Source organism: Lysinibacillus sp. CTST325 (assembly GCF_054665055.1).
The window spans coordinates 39,675-54,580 of the sequence record NZ_BAAFHO010000014.1 but is presented as its reverse complement, the minus strand read 5'-3'; the positions used below and the strand labels follow the sequence as shown (position 1 = coordinate 54,580).

The 14,906-nt window shown below is 36.9% G+C and carries 15 protein-coding genes; 5 read left to right on the top strand and 10 right to left on the bottom strand.

What is annotated here, in order from left to right; translation table 11 throughout:
- Positions 1–20: 20 nt before the first annotated feature.
- Entirely contained in the window at positions 21–896 is an 876-nt protein-coding gene (locus tag ACYQ73_RS22805; RefSeq protein WP_460014538.1) for a radical SAM/SPASM domain-containing protein, read from the bottom strand.
- Positions 897–1,083: 187 nt separating this feature from the next.
- On the opposite strand from ACYQ73_RS22805, the gene ACYQ73_RS22800 reads away from it, so the two are divergent.
- Positions 1,084–1,470 (top strand): hypothetical protein, encoded by a 387-nt coding sequence (locus tag ACYQ73_RS22800; RefSeq protein ID WP_460014537.1) that lies wholly within the window; start codon positions 1,084–1,086, stop codon positions 1,468–1,470.
- A gap of 234 nt (positions 1,471–1,704) precedes the next feature.
- Here the strand turns inward: ACYQ73_RS22800 and ACYQ73_RS22795 are convergent, their stop codons facing one another.
- The 3 genes from ACYQ73_RS22795 to ACYQ73_RS22785 all read right to left on the bottom strand — a co-directional run bounded on the left by ACYQ73_RS22795 (position 1,705) and on the right by ACYQ73_RS22785 (position 6,346).
- The gene (locus tag ACYQ73_RS22795) at positions 1,705–3,102 is read right to left on the bottom strand and encodes a SpoVR family protein (protein WP_460014592.1); all 1,398 of its coding nucleotides are present in this window, start codon (positions 3,100–3,102) and stop codon (positions 1,705–1,707) included.
- A gap of 33 nt (positions 3,103–3,135) precedes the next feature.
- The gene (gene yhbH / locus ACYQ73_RS22790) at positions 3,136–4,293 is read right to left on the bottom strand and encodes a sporulation protein YhbH (RefSeq protein ID WP_460014536.1); all 1,158 of its coding nucleotides are present in this window, start codon (positions 4,291–4,293) and stop codon (positions 3,136–3,138) included.
- A 157-nt stretch (positions 4,294–4,450) separates the two neighbouring features.
- On the bottom strand, positions 4,451–6,346 hold the full coding sequence (locus ACYQ73_RS22785) for a PrkA family serine protein kinase (protein WP_460014591.1): 1,896 nt from the start codon (positions 6,344–6,346) through the stop codon (positions 4,451–4,453).
- Between the two features lie 329 nt (positions 6,347–6,675).
- Between ACYQ73_RS22785 and ACYQ73_RS22780 the strand changes: the two genes are divergently transcribed.
- The 3 genes from ACYQ73_RS22780 to ACYQ73_RS22770 all read left to right on the top strand — a co-directional run bounded on the left by ACYQ73_RS22780 (position 6,676) and on the right by ACYQ73_RS22770 (position 10,005).
- The gene (locus ACYQ73_RS22780; protein WP_460014535.1) at positions 6,676–6,849 is read left to right on the top strand and encodes a hypothetical protein; all 174 of its coding nucleotides are present in this window, start codon (positions 6,676–6,678) and stop codon (positions 6,847–6,849) included.
- A 121-nt stretch (positions 6,850–6,970) separates the two neighbouring features.
- A complete protein-coding gene (locus ACYQ73_RS22775) occupies positions 6,971–7,969 on the top strand; it encodes a M23 family metallopeptidase (protein ID WP_460014534.1) in 999 nt (332 codons plus the stop codon).
- A gap of 341 nt (positions 7,970–8,310) precedes the next feature.
- A complete protein-coding gene (locus tag ACYQ73_RS22770) occupies positions 8,311–10,005 on the top strand; it encodes a methyl-accepting chemotaxis protein (protein ID WP_460014533.1) in 1,695 nt (564 codons plus the stop codon).
- A gap of 226 nt (positions 10,006–10,231) precedes the next feature.
- On the opposite strand, the gene ACYQ73_RS22765 is transcribed toward ACYQ73_RS22770, so the two are convergent.
- From ACYQ73_RS22765 to ACYQ73_RS22745, 5 genes are all read right to left on the bottom strand, one after another.
- Positions 10,232–10,918: a hypothetical protein gene (locus ACYQ73_RS22765; RefSeq protein WP_460014532.1), complete on the bottom strand. Its 687-nt coding sequence runs from the start codon at positions 10,916–10,918 to the stop codon at positions 10,232–10,234.
- An 80-nt stretch (positions 10,919–10,998) separates the two neighbouring features.
- Positions 10,999–11,238, bottom strand: coding sequence for a hypothetical protein (locus ACYQ73_RS22760; protein WP_460014531.1), 240 nt, complete (start codon positions 11,236–11,238; stop codon positions 10,999–11,001).
- 160 nt (positions 11,239–11,398) lie between these two features.
- Complete coding sequence (locus ACYQ73_RS22755) at positions 11,399–11,845, bottom strand: methyl-accepting chemotaxis protein (protein ID WP_460014530.1); 447 nt, start codon at positions 11,843–11,845, stop codon at positions 11,399–11,401.
- A 194-nt stretch (positions 11,846–12,039) separates the two neighbouring features.
- The gene (locus tag ACYQ73_RS22750) at positions 12,040–12,234 is read right to left on the bottom strand and encodes a hypothetical protein (protein ID WP_460014529.1); all 195 of its coding nucleotides are present in this window, start codon (positions 12,232–12,234) and stop codon (positions 12,040–12,042) included.
- A 298-nt stretch (positions 12,235–12,532) separates the two neighbouring features.
- Positions 12,533–13,027, bottom strand: coding sequence for a YehS family protein (locus ACYQ73_RS22745; RefSeq protein WP_460014528.1), 495 nt, complete (start codon positions 13,025–13,027; stop codon positions 12,533–12,535).
- Positions 13,028–13,234: 207 nt separating this feature from the next.
- On the opposite strand from ACYQ73_RS22745, the gene ACYQ73_RS22740 reads away from it, so the two are divergent.
- On the top strand, positions 13,235–13,432 hold the full coding sequence (locus ACYQ73_RS22740; RefSeq protein ID WP_053483023.1) for an alpha/beta-type small acid-soluble spore protein: 198 nt from the start codon (positions 13,235–13,237) through the stop codon (positions 13,430–13,432).
- Between the two features lie 141 nt (positions 13,433–13,573).
- Here the strand turns inward: ACYQ73_RS22740 and ACYQ73_RS22735 are convergent, their stop codons facing one another.
- Positions 13,574–14,788: an MFS transporter gene (locus tag ACYQ73_RS22735; protein ID WP_460014527.1), complete on the bottom strand. Its 1,215-nt coding sequence runs from the start codon at positions 14,786–14,788 to the stop codon at positions 13,574–13,576.
- Positions 14,789–14,906 lie beyond the last annotated feature (118 nt).

The window sequence follows — 14,906 nt, the reverse complement described above, 5'->3', positions numbered from 1 at the left end:
CAACCAAATGGATCTTTCTATTACATTCCAAACTTTTGACGATAGCCACATTTTCTGCATAGCTCTTCTACTGCTTCTCTACGTGAAAATCCGTCGACAATATTATTTGCACGTTCCCCTTGAACGATGTCTGTGAAGGATTTCTCATTCACATTCCCCAAATTAATAACGCCCTCACCATCAAGACAGCAAGGCACTACTGTACCATCCACTAAAATAGCGGCTTGGCTTCGCAGTGCATGGCAAAAACCTTTACCTTCATCCTCCGGCTCTAGTAAGCTTGGCCACTTGAATTCATGATCCTGATTTAAATAAATATTATTAGCAATCTTTACACCTTTACCAGGCTGCACTTTTTCTTCGATGCGATAATCAAGATTATATTCATTTTCTAGAATTTCGAGCGTTTCACGATTTCTCCGTGCCGCTATATCTGTTACACTATCTTTTTGTAAATTCCATAAACGATATGAAATAATCGTCTTATAGTCTCTCGAAGCACGCACAAAATCTAATATATCCCCTAAATATTTCTCACGATTTTCCGATCCCTCATGACCGTCGAAACTATGCAAAGAAAAATTGATTTGGCGTAAGGCTGGTTTCCCTAGTATCTTTTCCCAATTCTTTTTAATCAGTGTACCGTTCGTTGTAATGTTAACTTTAAAACCTTTCTCATGTGCTGCGTCAAGTAGCTGATCAATACGTGGGTGTAATAGCGGCTCCCCTTTTACATGCAAATAAATATATTTCGTATGAGGACGTATTTCATCCAATATTTTATTAAATTGCTCTACTTTAATAAGTCCCTTTGCACGAGCAGTTGGAGGACAAAAGCTACATGCTAAATTACAGACACTCGTTATTTCTATATAAACTTTTTTAAATGTTCTCAACGTTGATTCACCGTTCCAGTTCTTCTTATATTCAAATCCTATTCATTTTATCAAATTTTACGGTAAGGAACAGTTTTTCAGTCTCCATCCCCTCACATTATTTATACATATTAGGGCTACATGAACAAGTAAGATAGAGAAAAATTAATATCTTAATAGTAATGCTAAAATGAAGGAGGTGAAAATTATGCCTGATAATGAACATTCAAAGGATCCATCCAAAAAACATATTACTATCCATCTTACTATTAATATTGGCAATAAAGAAATCCATTTTGAACAAAGGGCTGAAGGTGGAGGACAAATCAATAAGGATGTAGGTACTAATGCCAACCAAGGCGGTCAAAATGCCATAAACGGTAGTACTAGAAATATAAACTCCCAATTCGCTGATGGAAACGGCAGAAGCGGTATTGCTGGTGACGATAATGATGAAGCTGGCGGACAACAAGGAATAAAAGTAAGAGATAGCAGAGTTATCGACAGCGATATCCATTCATCTTCGAATCATAGTGAAAGTAGTGAAGATGAAAATGAGTCCTCTCCATCGTTAGATGAAAATAACAACGACTAAAGTTTATTGGGATTATTGAACATCCCCAGGAAGCTTTGCTCTGTGCAAAAGCGAAGCGTCAGCAAATGTTTTCTGTAGCGACAGCAACAACAAAGCGCCCAGTTGGAACGGAAATCAACCCAAAATTATGGCGATGCACCGTCATTCCGAACTGTAAAAAACTTCTATCTATAGGAATATTTCATACCGACAGATAGAAGTTTTTTGTTTTATTATCCACAAAGGATTTTCGCCTCACACATTGCGTTTATAATTTTTTGTACCATCATATGAATAAAGCATTGGCTTTCCATCCACATATGTTTCTAGATGAACAGGACGACCCCATAGCTGATAAATATAAGGCAAAACGTTTTCTAAGTAGCGTGGATCAAGCTCCATTCCCTCATAGCCATGCACTAAATAGAGCTCTCCATTACGAAGGTAATCTCCATTTTTAACGACGATATATGGGAATCCTCCGTTTACACGCATCGATACGAGCTGATCTCGTACCATTTCATGCTCCTTATCAGTAATACGGTATTCATTGCCCTTTTTCTGGAACAAATAAAGATCTTCTCGTTTTGCTAAATCCTTTGTCAAATAGTTACGGATAAAGGATATATCCGATTCTATCTCTCTAACCTCAAACATTTTCTCTCGACCTGAGTTTGGCTGAACACCTAGCTTTCTCATCTCTTCCGTTGGATGATTATAGCGCTCTTCAATATCCTCAAATATTTTCACACCAAGGTAATAAGGATTAATGGTTGTTTTTGAAGGCTGCACAACACCTGCATTTAATTTCGCATACTCAATCGTTTCCGCTGTCGTTAGCTTAAGCTCACGCATGATGCGTTGATGCCAAAAGGAAGCCCAGCCCTCATTCATTATTTTCGTCTCTAATTGTGGCCAAAAATAAAGCATTTCCTCACGCATCATCGTTAATATATCTCGCTGCCAGTCCTCGAGCTCTCGACTATGCTCCTCTAAAAATAGCAATAAATCTTTTTCTGGCTTTGGCGGGAAGTGCTTTATTTTTCGCCTTACCGATTTATACTCTTTTTCCTTATCGTCTATACGCCATAGATCATCATACGGTGATTTTGCTTGAGACATTTCCTCTTCAAATTCATCCTCCGTATTCCAAGACAATTTTGGTCGTAACAGGGAAGGATCGATATGCTCCTGAATCGCTAAAACTGCATCTAAAAATTGCTCGACCTCTTCCTTTCCATATTCTCTTTCATAGCCAGCTATCCGTTCGGCTGTTGCAGTCATACTCTCCACCATATCTCTTCTAGTATTGGAGAAGCGTACATTATTTTTAAAGAAATCGCAGTGCGCCAATACATGCGCAATGATCAATTTATTTTGTGTTAACGTATTTGTATCAAGTAAAAATGCATAACATGGGTTAGAGTTAATCACTAGCTCATAGATTTGACTTAGCCCTAAATCATATTGAAGCTTCATTTTGTGGAATTGTTTACCGAAGCTCCAATGTGAAAATCGAGTAGGCATACCATATGCGCCAAATGTATAAATAATATCTGCCGGACAAATTTCATAGCGCATTGGAAAGAAATCTAAGCCAAAGCTTGAGGCAATTTCTGTAATTTCATCAATTGCTCGTTCAAGCTCGTTCATCTCCACTTTTCCGCCCCCTCCTTTGAACATGATTTAAGATTCATTTTTTTTGAAAAAGCTCTTTAAGGCATCGTACACATCGCCTTTTTTTCTCAAAATATGATATCTAAATTTAGGGTCATCTATTTTTTTATACGTGTACATTAGTGTAGAGAAACGGTTATGCTGATTGACTTCACCATATCCAAACATGCTCGATACATCCATTAACTCTCCCACTAGCTTCAAGCACTTTTCATTATCCATTGATATATTTTCACCATCTGAAAAATGTACTGGATAAATATTATAGCGAGCAGGATTATACTTTTCCCGAATTAGTTCCAATGCCTTTATATAGGCAGATGAACAAATCGTTCCACCGCTTTCTCCCTTTGTGAAAAACTCCTCTTCTGTTACTACTTTCGCCTCGGTATGATGCGCAATAAATTCTATTTCCACTGTTTCATACTTAGAGCGCAAAAATTTTGTCATCCAAAAGAAGAAGCTCCTTGCGCAATATTTTTCGAAGGAACCCATCGAGCCACTTGTATCCATCATGGCAAGGACCACTGCCTTCGATTCAGGTTTTTCCACTTCATCCCACGTTTTAAAACGCAGATCATCATTATGAATCGGCGTAATTTCTGGTTTTCCTTGCATAGCATTACGCTTTAGCGCATTAAGGATTGTACGCTTTTTATCGACATTTCCCATTAAACCTTTTTTCCGAATATCATTAAACTCAATGTTTTCCGTCTTAATATCCGCTTTTTCTTTCTGCTGTAGGTTTGGTAGCTCAAGCTCGTGAAATAACACATTTTGAATCTCTTCAATGCTTACTTCAGCTTCATAATAATCCTGGCCCGGCTTGTCACCAGCTTCTTTTCCTTTACCATTAGCCTGATTGCCTCTGCCGGGATCACGCGCAATTACATCACCTACATTACTGTCTCCTTGACCTTGCCCAACATGCTTGGAGTTATCATAGTTATATCGAATTTTATATTCATCAAGTGACCGTATAGGTATTTTAATGACCTCGCGACCATTGGACATGACAATACTTTCTTCACTAACTAAATCGGGTAAATTATTCTTAATAGCATCTTTTACTTTTTCCATATGCCGTTGCTGGTCCTGGTGCCCTTTACGATGGAGGGACCAATTTTCCTGAGAAATGGCAAAACGTTTATTTTCGTTTTCAGTCATTTTTATCCTCACCCATCTATCAAATTCGCTTTTTCTATACTATGCTAGTCATTCGCTTTCTTGAACTTAAATGAAGATAAAAGGAGTGCCCTAAAATGGGACACTCCTATTCATTCCTATCAATAGTCTTATAGTTTCCACTGAATAGGTCAAACCACTAACGATTTAACAGACTACCTACATACTGCAATAATTCATTAGCAGATGTTGTATTATAGCCATGCTCATCAACAAGTCTTGCCACAACCTCATTAATCTTCTTCAGCTGTGATTCATCCGGCATTTTTGAAGATGTTGTAATTTTCACAACATCCTTAAGATCCGCAAATAGTTTCTTCTGTATTGCTTCTCGTAATCTTTCATGAGAATTATAGTCAAAACGCTTTCCTTTTCGAGCATAAGCAGAAATACGAATTAATATCTCCTCACGGAAAGCTTTTTTCGCATTTTCTGAAATGCCTATTTGCTCTTCAATAGAGCGCATTAATTTTTCATCAGGATTCATTTCCTCACCAGTCAATGGATCGAAAATTTTATTTTTATTACAAAACGCCTCTACATTATCGAGGTAATTATTCATCAATGTTTTTGCAGACTCTTCATACGAATAAACGAATGCTTTTTGCACTTCATTCTTGGCAATTTCATCATACTCTCTTCGAGCAACTGCAATATAGTTCATATATTTTTCTCGATCTTCCTGAGAAATGGAAGCGTGCTGGTCAAGCCCATCCTTTAGTGCACGCAGAACATCTAACGCATTAATAGATGGTATCTCCTTTCGGATAATAGCAGAAGAAATACGATTAATAATATATCGTGGATCAATACCGTTCATGCCTTCGTTCGGAAACTCTTTTTTAAGCTCCTCTAAGTCAACGGAATTAAATCCCTCCACATTTTCTCCGTCGTACAGTCGCATTTTTTTAATAAGATCCACACCTTGTTTTTTCGGTACTTCCAGTCTTGTTAGAACCGAAAAGATTGCTGCGGCCTTCAATGCATGCGGCGCAATATGAACATGTGACATATCGCTTTCTTTAATCATTTTTTGGTAAATCAATTCTTCCTGACTAACTTTTAAGTTATACGGAATCGGCATGACAATAATACGTGAATGTAACGCCTCATTCTTTTTATTTGAAATAAATGAACGATACTCCGTTTCGTTTGTATGCGCAACAATTAACTCATCTGCACTAATTAATGCAAATCGACCCGCCTTAAAATTACCTTCCTGTGTTAAAGATAATAAATTCCACAAGAATTTTTCATCGAGCTTTAACATTTCTTGGAACTCCATCATACCTCTATTTGCCTTATTTAACTCACCGTCAAAGCGATAAGCACGAGGGTCAGATTCTGAACCAAATTCTCCGATTGTTGAGAAATCAATACTACCTGTTAAATCTGCAATATCCTGTGATTTTGGATCTGATGGCGTAAATGTTCCTATGCCCACACGTTTGTCTTCAGAAAAAGTAATACGTTCAATCATCACATTTTCAATACGTCCATCGTACTCTTTTTCAAGACGCATCGTATTTAAAGGCGATAAGCTTCCTTCAATTCGTATACCATACTCCTCATAAAAATCATTACGCAAATGATGTGGAATTAAATGTAGAGGATCCTCATGCATTGGACATCCCTTAATTGCGAAAACTGCACCTTCATCTGTTCTCGAAAAATGCTCGAGTCCACGTTTCAACAAGGTCACTATTGTTGATTTACCACCACTTACTGGTCCCATTAATAACAAAATACGTTTTCTAACATCCAATCTTCGCGCTGCTGGATGGAAATATTCCTCCACCAGTCTTTCAATTGCTGTTTCAAGCCCAAAAATTTCTTGCCCAAAAAATTCATACATTTTTTGCCCATCGCGTTCCTCTACACCAGCATTTTTTATCATATTGTAGACGCGTGAATGGGCTGTTTGAGCAACTTCAGGTCTTTCCTTGATGATGTTTAAGTAATCTGCAAATGTACCTTCCCACTTTAGCCGATTTTCTTCTTCGCGATAGCTTTTCACTTTATCTAAAATGTTGATAGCCTTCCCTCCATTCAGGGCTTGATTTATAACATAGTATGAAGGAAATCGCATTATGATACCCAATACTTTTTCTTTGTTAAAGTTTCTTCTTATTGCCTATAATTTTTTCCTCTGAATAACAGGAATTTATACGCCAAATAAAATGATTTATGGCTCTTCCCCATAACGTAGGGTTGATTTCCGTTCCGGCTGGGCGCTTTGTTGTTGCTGTCGCTTCGCTTTCGCACAGTTAAAACATTTGTTGCTGTCGCTTCGCTTTCGCACAGTTAAAACATTTGTTGCTGTCGCTTCGCTTTCGCACAGAGCAAAGCTTCCTGGGGCGTCCGATGAGCCGCTTGGGGCAACAGGATGTTGGTCACGAAGGCGTTATCACAGGACGTGATGGTTTTAGCCTTCGTTCCTCTATTGCTAATTCCCAAGGAGTCGACCAGCCTCTACTCCTATCAACTTATTTTTCAAAAATGTTACTTCCAAATTTCAGTGATAAATCGAAACATTAATTGTTATACCTGATGTTTTTTTTACAAAAATTGCTCATTTCTACCGCTTTGTTTTCCCACAAAAAGTGCTGAATGAAGATAAAAAATTCGGTTATTCTAACGTTAGAAAGGAGGTCCATTATTGAATCGCCATTTTATATTCCTTTTATCATGGATGGTTTTATGGAGCTTTACTCTCCCCTCTGTTGCTTTAGCAAAAGAAGAACCCACCCAAGAAGAAATTGTGCAACAACGTATGGCCTATTACGTACAATTTGATGAATTACTTATCCCATGGCATTTCTTAGCAGCCATCGACCAATATGAACGAAATTTACAATCCGTTCGTAAAGATATTCCGAAACGGGATGGTATCATTGCCATTCAATTTTCTGATGAATATTGGTCAGGTGCTTTAAATCCTGTTCGAGATGATACTCGCCCAGATACAATTAGTTACTTTGGCGGGATGGGACTAGATGGCAACAGTGACGGAGTTGCCAGCCCAAAGGATGATGTCGATATCATATTCTCCATGGCTACATTTTTAAGCAAATTTGGAACAACTGATGAGGATTTTAAATTAGCTCTATGGGAGTATTACGGAAGTGAACAGGCCGTAAATCAAATCTTCGCCATTTCCAAAATGTATAGTCATTTCAAAACAACTGAGCTTGATGCCCACACATTCCCAATACCTACTAATTACGATTACAGCTATAAGAGTACATGGGGCGCCAATAGGGGCTGGGGTGGACGCCGTATTCATGAAGGAACAGATATTTTCGCTAGCTATGGTACTCCCGTACTTTCTACCTCTTATGGAGTAGTGGAAATAAAGGGCTGGAACCAATTTGGTGGTTGGCGTATAGGAATTCGAGATAATCATAACTCCTATCATTATTATGCCCATCTCGGTAGTTATAATAAGAAGATTAAAGTAGGCGACTTTGTCGAGCCTGGAACTGTTCTCGGTTATGTTGGTAGTTCTGGCTACGGTAAAGAAGGAACGTCCGGAAAATTCCCGCCTCATCTTCACTATGGCATATATAAGTTCAATGGACGTACAGAATGGGCATTTGATCCATATCCATCATTACTACAATGGGAACGACTAGCTAAAAAAGCAAAACAACAATAATCAATTACGACTTGGCTAAAAGAAGATGCGTTTTCTTTTCAGTGGGTGTCCAAACACCAACTGAATGAAGATATATTTAGAGCGCTTGGTGCACTTGTGCAGCAAGTGCTTTTTCTTAAGTAGGAAAAAATACATAAAAATATAAAAAAAACTTCACAATTGCACATAAGACAATATATTTTTAACTACTTACCCCATTAACACCAAATAATTATTGTACTAAAAAACTATTTTTCACTTTTCCATTAAAAGGGCTTATTTATATAAAGATTTAGTTATAAAATAATATTTGTACTATAACAATTATATTTTAGAGACCATTTAGCAAAGGGTGGGAAAAGATGAAAGGTATTTTTCAGTTTAAAACACTTAAAGCTCGAATATTAAGTGCATTTCTTCTTTTATTAGTATTAGTTGTTTGTTTTACAGCCTATTCTTATATTTCTAATAATAAGATGGAAAAACAAGCAGAAAGTCTAGTAAAAGAAGATTTACAAGTCTTAACGGCAAGTAAAAATTTAGCAATGTCTATGAGTGTTCGTCTCTCTGCAGCTTTAAGTTATGTTGTATCTGGTGATGAAAAATACATAGAAACTTTTAATGAATATCGTAAAATCGCAGAGGAAAATAACGGTATTGTAGAGAAATACGAAAATACATCTGAGCGTGATGCGCTAGTAGAAATGGCACGTACATGGAGCAATCGCGTTAACACCGAAGTATTCGATGTTTATAAAAAAGGTGATAGAGAATTAGCCTTAAAAAATTTAACAGCTATGAATAATCTTGTAATCGAAGTTCGTGTTGGTTATGAAGAATTAGCCAATAAACGCTCGGATGCCATTACTAAGGTAGGCGATGACGTAGTATCAACAAGTTTAAACAATAAAACAGTTGGACTGATTGTTAGCATTGTATTAACAATTGCAGGTATCCTAATCGCCATTGTCACTGCTGGCAATATTTCTAAGCCTATTAAGATTGTCTCAAAGCGCATGAGCGAATTAGCAGATGGCAATTTGCAACATGAGCCACTTCCAATAACTCATCGTGATGAGATTGGCCAATTAATGCTTTCCGCCAATGAAATGAATGAAAAATTAAAACAAACGATTAGCTCAATCTATACCGTTTCTGAAACAGTAGCAGCTAGTAGCGAAGAGCTGGCCCAATCTTCGAATGAAGTACAATCAGGTACAGAACAAATTACCGTGACTATGCAGGAGCTAGCCTCTGGCACAGAAACACAAGCATCTACAGCAGGTGATTTAGCCGGAACAATGTCTTCTTTCCAGCGCAGTATTCATGAAACAACACAAGAAGGCATTAAATTAAAAGAACATTCAAGTCATGTACAAGAACTAACAACAACTGGTAAAGATTTAATGAAACAATCAACACAACAAATGGCAGCTATTAATGAGATTGTGTTAAATTCAGTGAAAAAAGTTGAAGGCTTAAATGTGCAGTCTGCTGAAATTTCCAAGCTTGTTTCTGTCATTGATGATATTTCAAATCAAACAAATTTACTTGCCTTAAACGCTGCCATCGAAGCAGCTCGTGCAGGAGAGCATGGTAAAGGTTTTGCAGTTGTAGCCGATGAAGTTCGTAAGCTTGCAGAACAAGTACAATTCTCTGTCACTGATATTTCAACAATCGTCAACCGTATTCAAGGAGAAACTGGCAATGTAACAACCGCTCTGCAATCCGGCTATGAGGAAGTAAAAAGAGGAAACGCCCAACTAAATCAAACAAATGAAACATTTGACCAAATTTCGGAAGCCGTTGAAGAAATGATTCTTAACATAAATACCATTTCAGGCAATTTAAATAAAGTTGCTCAAAATTCCGAGTCTATCAATGTCTCTGTTGATGAAATGGCTTCTATTTCTCAAGAGTCTGCAGCTGGTGTAGAACAAACAACAGCAACTGTAGAGGAAACTGCCGCTACTATGGAGGAAATTTCAAGGAGTGCAAATCAACTCGCTGGTATGGCCGAAGAGCTAAATATTCAATTACAGCAATTTAAAATTTAAAGTACGGATTCTTAATTTGGAGAACGTGAACGTTTTGGGTTTCTAACGGAGATTTCTTTAGTACACCGAGCAGTTTGGGGGGATAACGGATCACTTCTCTGGCTCACTCGAGCACTTCGAGAAGATACCGGTTCACTTCGGTTCACTACCTGAGCGTTTAAAATATCATTCTAAAAAAGCTATCTCGCCATTACGCTCGAGATAGCTTTCTTTACTACATATTAGTTTATTGCCACTGTCTAATTGGTACCCTTTCAAGCTCATAACGTTTGATAATAACACTGATCTTCTGAAACCATTCCTCACATAACTCTAACGCTTCTTGATACTCATCCTCTTCTCTTGATATAGGCTCACCGTTATCTAGAAAAACATATTCTAGAATGGGATTAGATAAGTTATCAGCTACAATTTTTAACGTCAATTGAGATACAGTGTTATCCTCAGGGTCCTCATCATCGGATTCCTCTTCTTCTATATCCAGATCTTCACCAAGTAATGAACCACTTATTAAACTATTGCTAGTCCTAGCAATATACATTTCGTCCTCTACTATAGCAACTTCATATATTTTATTGAATGAGATTTCTTTTTTAATCAAATCATCTTCTAAATCTTCTCTACTTACGAGAAAAAGTGTATTTGTAGGTTCATTTAGTAATAAAGCATTTAAACAATCATTGGACATGATGCAATGCGTATGAGGGATAGCCATAAGCTCCTCCTCACTTGCCTCTTTCATTTCATTTAATCTATTGTTATAGATATATCGTTCTTTAACATATCGAATAATTCCTGCTATTAATACTCCTAAACCAATAAAAAAATAGACGTTGCTAAAGATAGCCGCTTCGACTAACTTTGCTAGTAATAAATAGGTCATTCCTAGAAATACAAGAAAAAAGGTTTTCATCCATATCCCACCTTCAAAAAGATAATCGATAGGTTTATTTCATCCATGTTAATAGAAATTTTATTCTAACGATTATCTTTTCATTCATAATTTCTGTGGGAAATATCTGTGTTTTTAGCGTCTACATCAAACTTTGAAACGGATTTTTCCAGTTCTTCTACCATTTTGTTCAGTTTTAAAATAGAATGAAGGATATCTTGATTGTAGCTTTCTTGCTCCATCGTACGCTCTACAACACTTTCTGTTGACTTTGCAGCCTTATTAGCAAGCATCGTTGTTTCCATAAAGCCTACTGTAATCTCCTCAGAAAATGCGGACATTTCTTCTGAGGTTACAGAAACTTATTTGGTATGAGATACTACGCCCTGAATAGATTGGAGAATACTTTCAAATGATTTTCCAGCTTCTTCAACAGCTTGTAAACCATCTCCTACATTTCCTGTTACAACATTCATCGTTTGCGCCGTTAAGCTCGTATCCTCATTTATTTTGGAAATCCAATATACTATTCGCTGATTTTTCTGATTGCTCCGCGAGCTTTCTAACTTCTTCAGCTACTACGGCAAAACCCTTTCCAGATTCACCAGCTCTAGCCGCTTCAATCGCAGCATTTAATACAAGTAGATTAGTTTGTGAAGCAATATCACGAATCATATTGATAATAAGTGATACTTCATTTGATTGATTCTCTAGTTTAATTGCATTTGCGGATAATTGAACGGATTCATTAATAATATTCATTTGTTGAATTACTTTTTCAATGTTTCCATTTCCAAGCTCCACATTTTGTAAGCTAATAGATGATAATTGAGATACATTTGAAGAAGCCTCGGCAATTTGTTGAATGCCTTCTGACATTTGCTCTAATGTAGCTGAGCTTTTATACTGTGCATGTGCTCCAGCCGACACTTCCAACTCCAATTTCATCTTTTCGCTCTGTTTCTATTTTATATTTACTATTTTACTATTACAGTAAAATAGTAAATATTACATAATTTTCTCGGCTCATCCACAATTCTCTTCAGAGAAATGAAAAACAGCTACAATGCAATATTGTAGCTGCTACTATAATTTTAAATAATCAATTACCCCTAAATGATTATTCAAATTAAAAATATTTTCTATTTTAGTGTCATGTATAAGACTGACGGTATAAATGATAAAGCAAACATGCAGGAATACCACATAGATGTACGGCGTAATGAAAAACGAACTTGTTTCTTTTCTGCATAAAAAATGTCTAACATCACTGAAGCAACAACAAGTGGGATCGTAACACATGCGATAGCAACTAATAAAATGTTTAAACCAAACATAAAAGCACCCCTCTGTTCGTGAACATTTATTTTTCCTCTTTGTGACAACTTTATGTCATTTATAGTGTACACAATTTCGTCACAAAATGTCAACTAGATTCAACTAAGAAAAATGTGATTTTTGCAGAATATTTTTATCTAAAAAGAGAAATTCACGCATAAAATTCCCGAAAAAAGCAGCTACAAAATAGCAGCTGCTTTTTCACCATTCATTTATTGGCTCTTCACTAACATTTTAACTTGACATTTCAAGAGAGATGTCTATTGACGGCATCTCAGACCTAATCAGGTGTCCATTTTAATCTCTATATTTATCTGTCAGCCCTCTTAAAAAATTTCTCACAAAGCGGTCGCCACATTCTTTATAGTTACGATGACTTGGATTTCTTAAAATGGCACCTAATTCGCCTTTCGAAACGCTAACGCCTCCATCATATAAAATATCAAGCATCTCCTCACTCGTTAAGGCTAACGCAATCTTCACTTTCTTTAATAGCATATTATTAGGGCTCTCTTTTCCTGAAACAGGTAGTGGTCCTTCTGGTTGGCCAGACTTAGACTTTTGCGGACCTCGTTTAAATGTAATAAATCCATTTAGAAAAGCCTCTACCATTTTATTATTACACTTGATGTATTCTTCTGGTGCTTCTTCCTCATCATTAACTTTAATAAGCATGTTCAATACTTCTTCCTTCGTAAAGTCCATGCCGCCTAACTTAAAAATTTCTACCATGTCTTTATTTTTGATATCTAATGCATATCTTAAACGAATTAAAATATCATTGTTCGTCATTAAAAAAACCTCCATTTTGACTGTAAAAGCGCTTCTAATAATCATAACCTCGAAATTGAAGCATTCCTTTATTATAGCAGAGACATTCACAATTTTAGTTAGCTTTCCAAAAGTTACTTTACTATAGTATTTAGAATGTGCATTTTATTTTTTAACATGTATGATTAGCTAACTCTCGACCATTCTAATCACAAGGAGGTGAGATAAATGGCTAATCGTAGTTCAAATAAGCTTCTAGTTCCCGGTGTACATGAAGCCGTTAATCAATTGAAATATGAAATCGCACAAGAATTTAATGTACAATTAGGGCCAGAAGCCTCTTCTCGTGCAAACGGTTCAGTCGGAGGAGAAATAACAAAACGCCTCGTAGAAATGGCTGAAAAACGTTCAAAAGGTTTATTATAATAATAAATTTAAAAAGAACGAATCCCTTTTTTTAAAATTGGAATTCGTTCTTTCATGTTTTAACTTCTTTCAGCGGTGGCCAAACATCTGTACCTGTCGCTTCTCTTTCGGTACAAAAAACATCCGCTGAGCATAATTGATTTATTTAATTTCAACTGGTTGTAAAGCCTCGCTTGTCCCTTTTTTTAGAGTTAACATCACGATAAAGGAAATGCAATATAAGGCTGCTAAATAGATCATTACGACCGTCATATCATAACTTTGAAGAATATAGCCGACAAAGATCGGTGAAAATCCTCCAATTGCTCTACCGAAGTTAAAAATCGTGTTTGTTGCTGTACTTCGAATTTGCACCGGATAGAAGCTGCTAATTAAAGCTCCATACCCTGCAAACATGCCATTTGAGAAGAAGCCGACAATTGCACCACCTAATAAAATTGCGACACTTCCTGTAGCATAGGAGTATAAAAACACTGCACATGCAGAGGCAAGTAAAAAGATTCCGAATGCACGCTTTGCACCAAATCGGTCCATAAATCGTCCAAATGTTAGCATCCCAATAATCATGCCAACTGCTGTACTAATTGTCCAAAGTGCCGAGCTTGAAACGGATAGACCTTGAGATTTTTGCAACATAGATGGCAACCAAATCATTAAGCCATTGTAACCAGCAATTTGAACTGTTGCCATAACAATTAGTGATATTGTCGTCATTGATGTTCGAGGCGTTTCAAATAGCTGCACCAGCTTACCTTTTTCATGTTGCTTGTTGATTTTTTTATTTTTCTGAGCAGCCAGCCACTCTGGTGATTCCTCAAGATTTTTTCGCACAATGAATGCGAAGATGACAGGTAACACACCAACAAAGAATAAAGCTCTCCATCCTAAAGTCGGAAGAATAACGGCACTTAGTAACGCTGCTAAAATAACTCCGTATTGAGCACCTACACTAACATATGAAGAGGCTCTTCCTTGCTTATTCTTCGGCCAAGCCTCGGCAACAAGCGCCATACCAATGCCGTATTCGCCCCCAGCACCAAGACCTGCAATAAATCTATACATATAAATTTGTTCAATATTTGTTGCTAATCCAGTTAAAGCTGTACCAAGCGCAAACAACAAGACGGTGTAAGTAAACACTTTTACCCGTCCAAACTTATCAGCTAAAACTCCAAAAATAATCCCGCCTAACAGCATGCCAATATTCGTTACGGAAGAAATCAATCCACCCGTTGCAAAATCAATGTTAAATTCCGAAATAATCATTGTCATCGCAAAGGAAATAAACATAATGTCCATCCCTTCCAACGTTAAACCAGCTACTGACGCTACTACTGTTTTCTTACGATAATCCATTCTTACAATCCTCCAGTTTCTTGTTGATAAAGATCTCTTTTAGCCTATTTGAGGGAATGGATTATACAATTTTGTCCATTCTCTTTTGAAGCCTCACGGGACTCCCATTAAAAGAGGT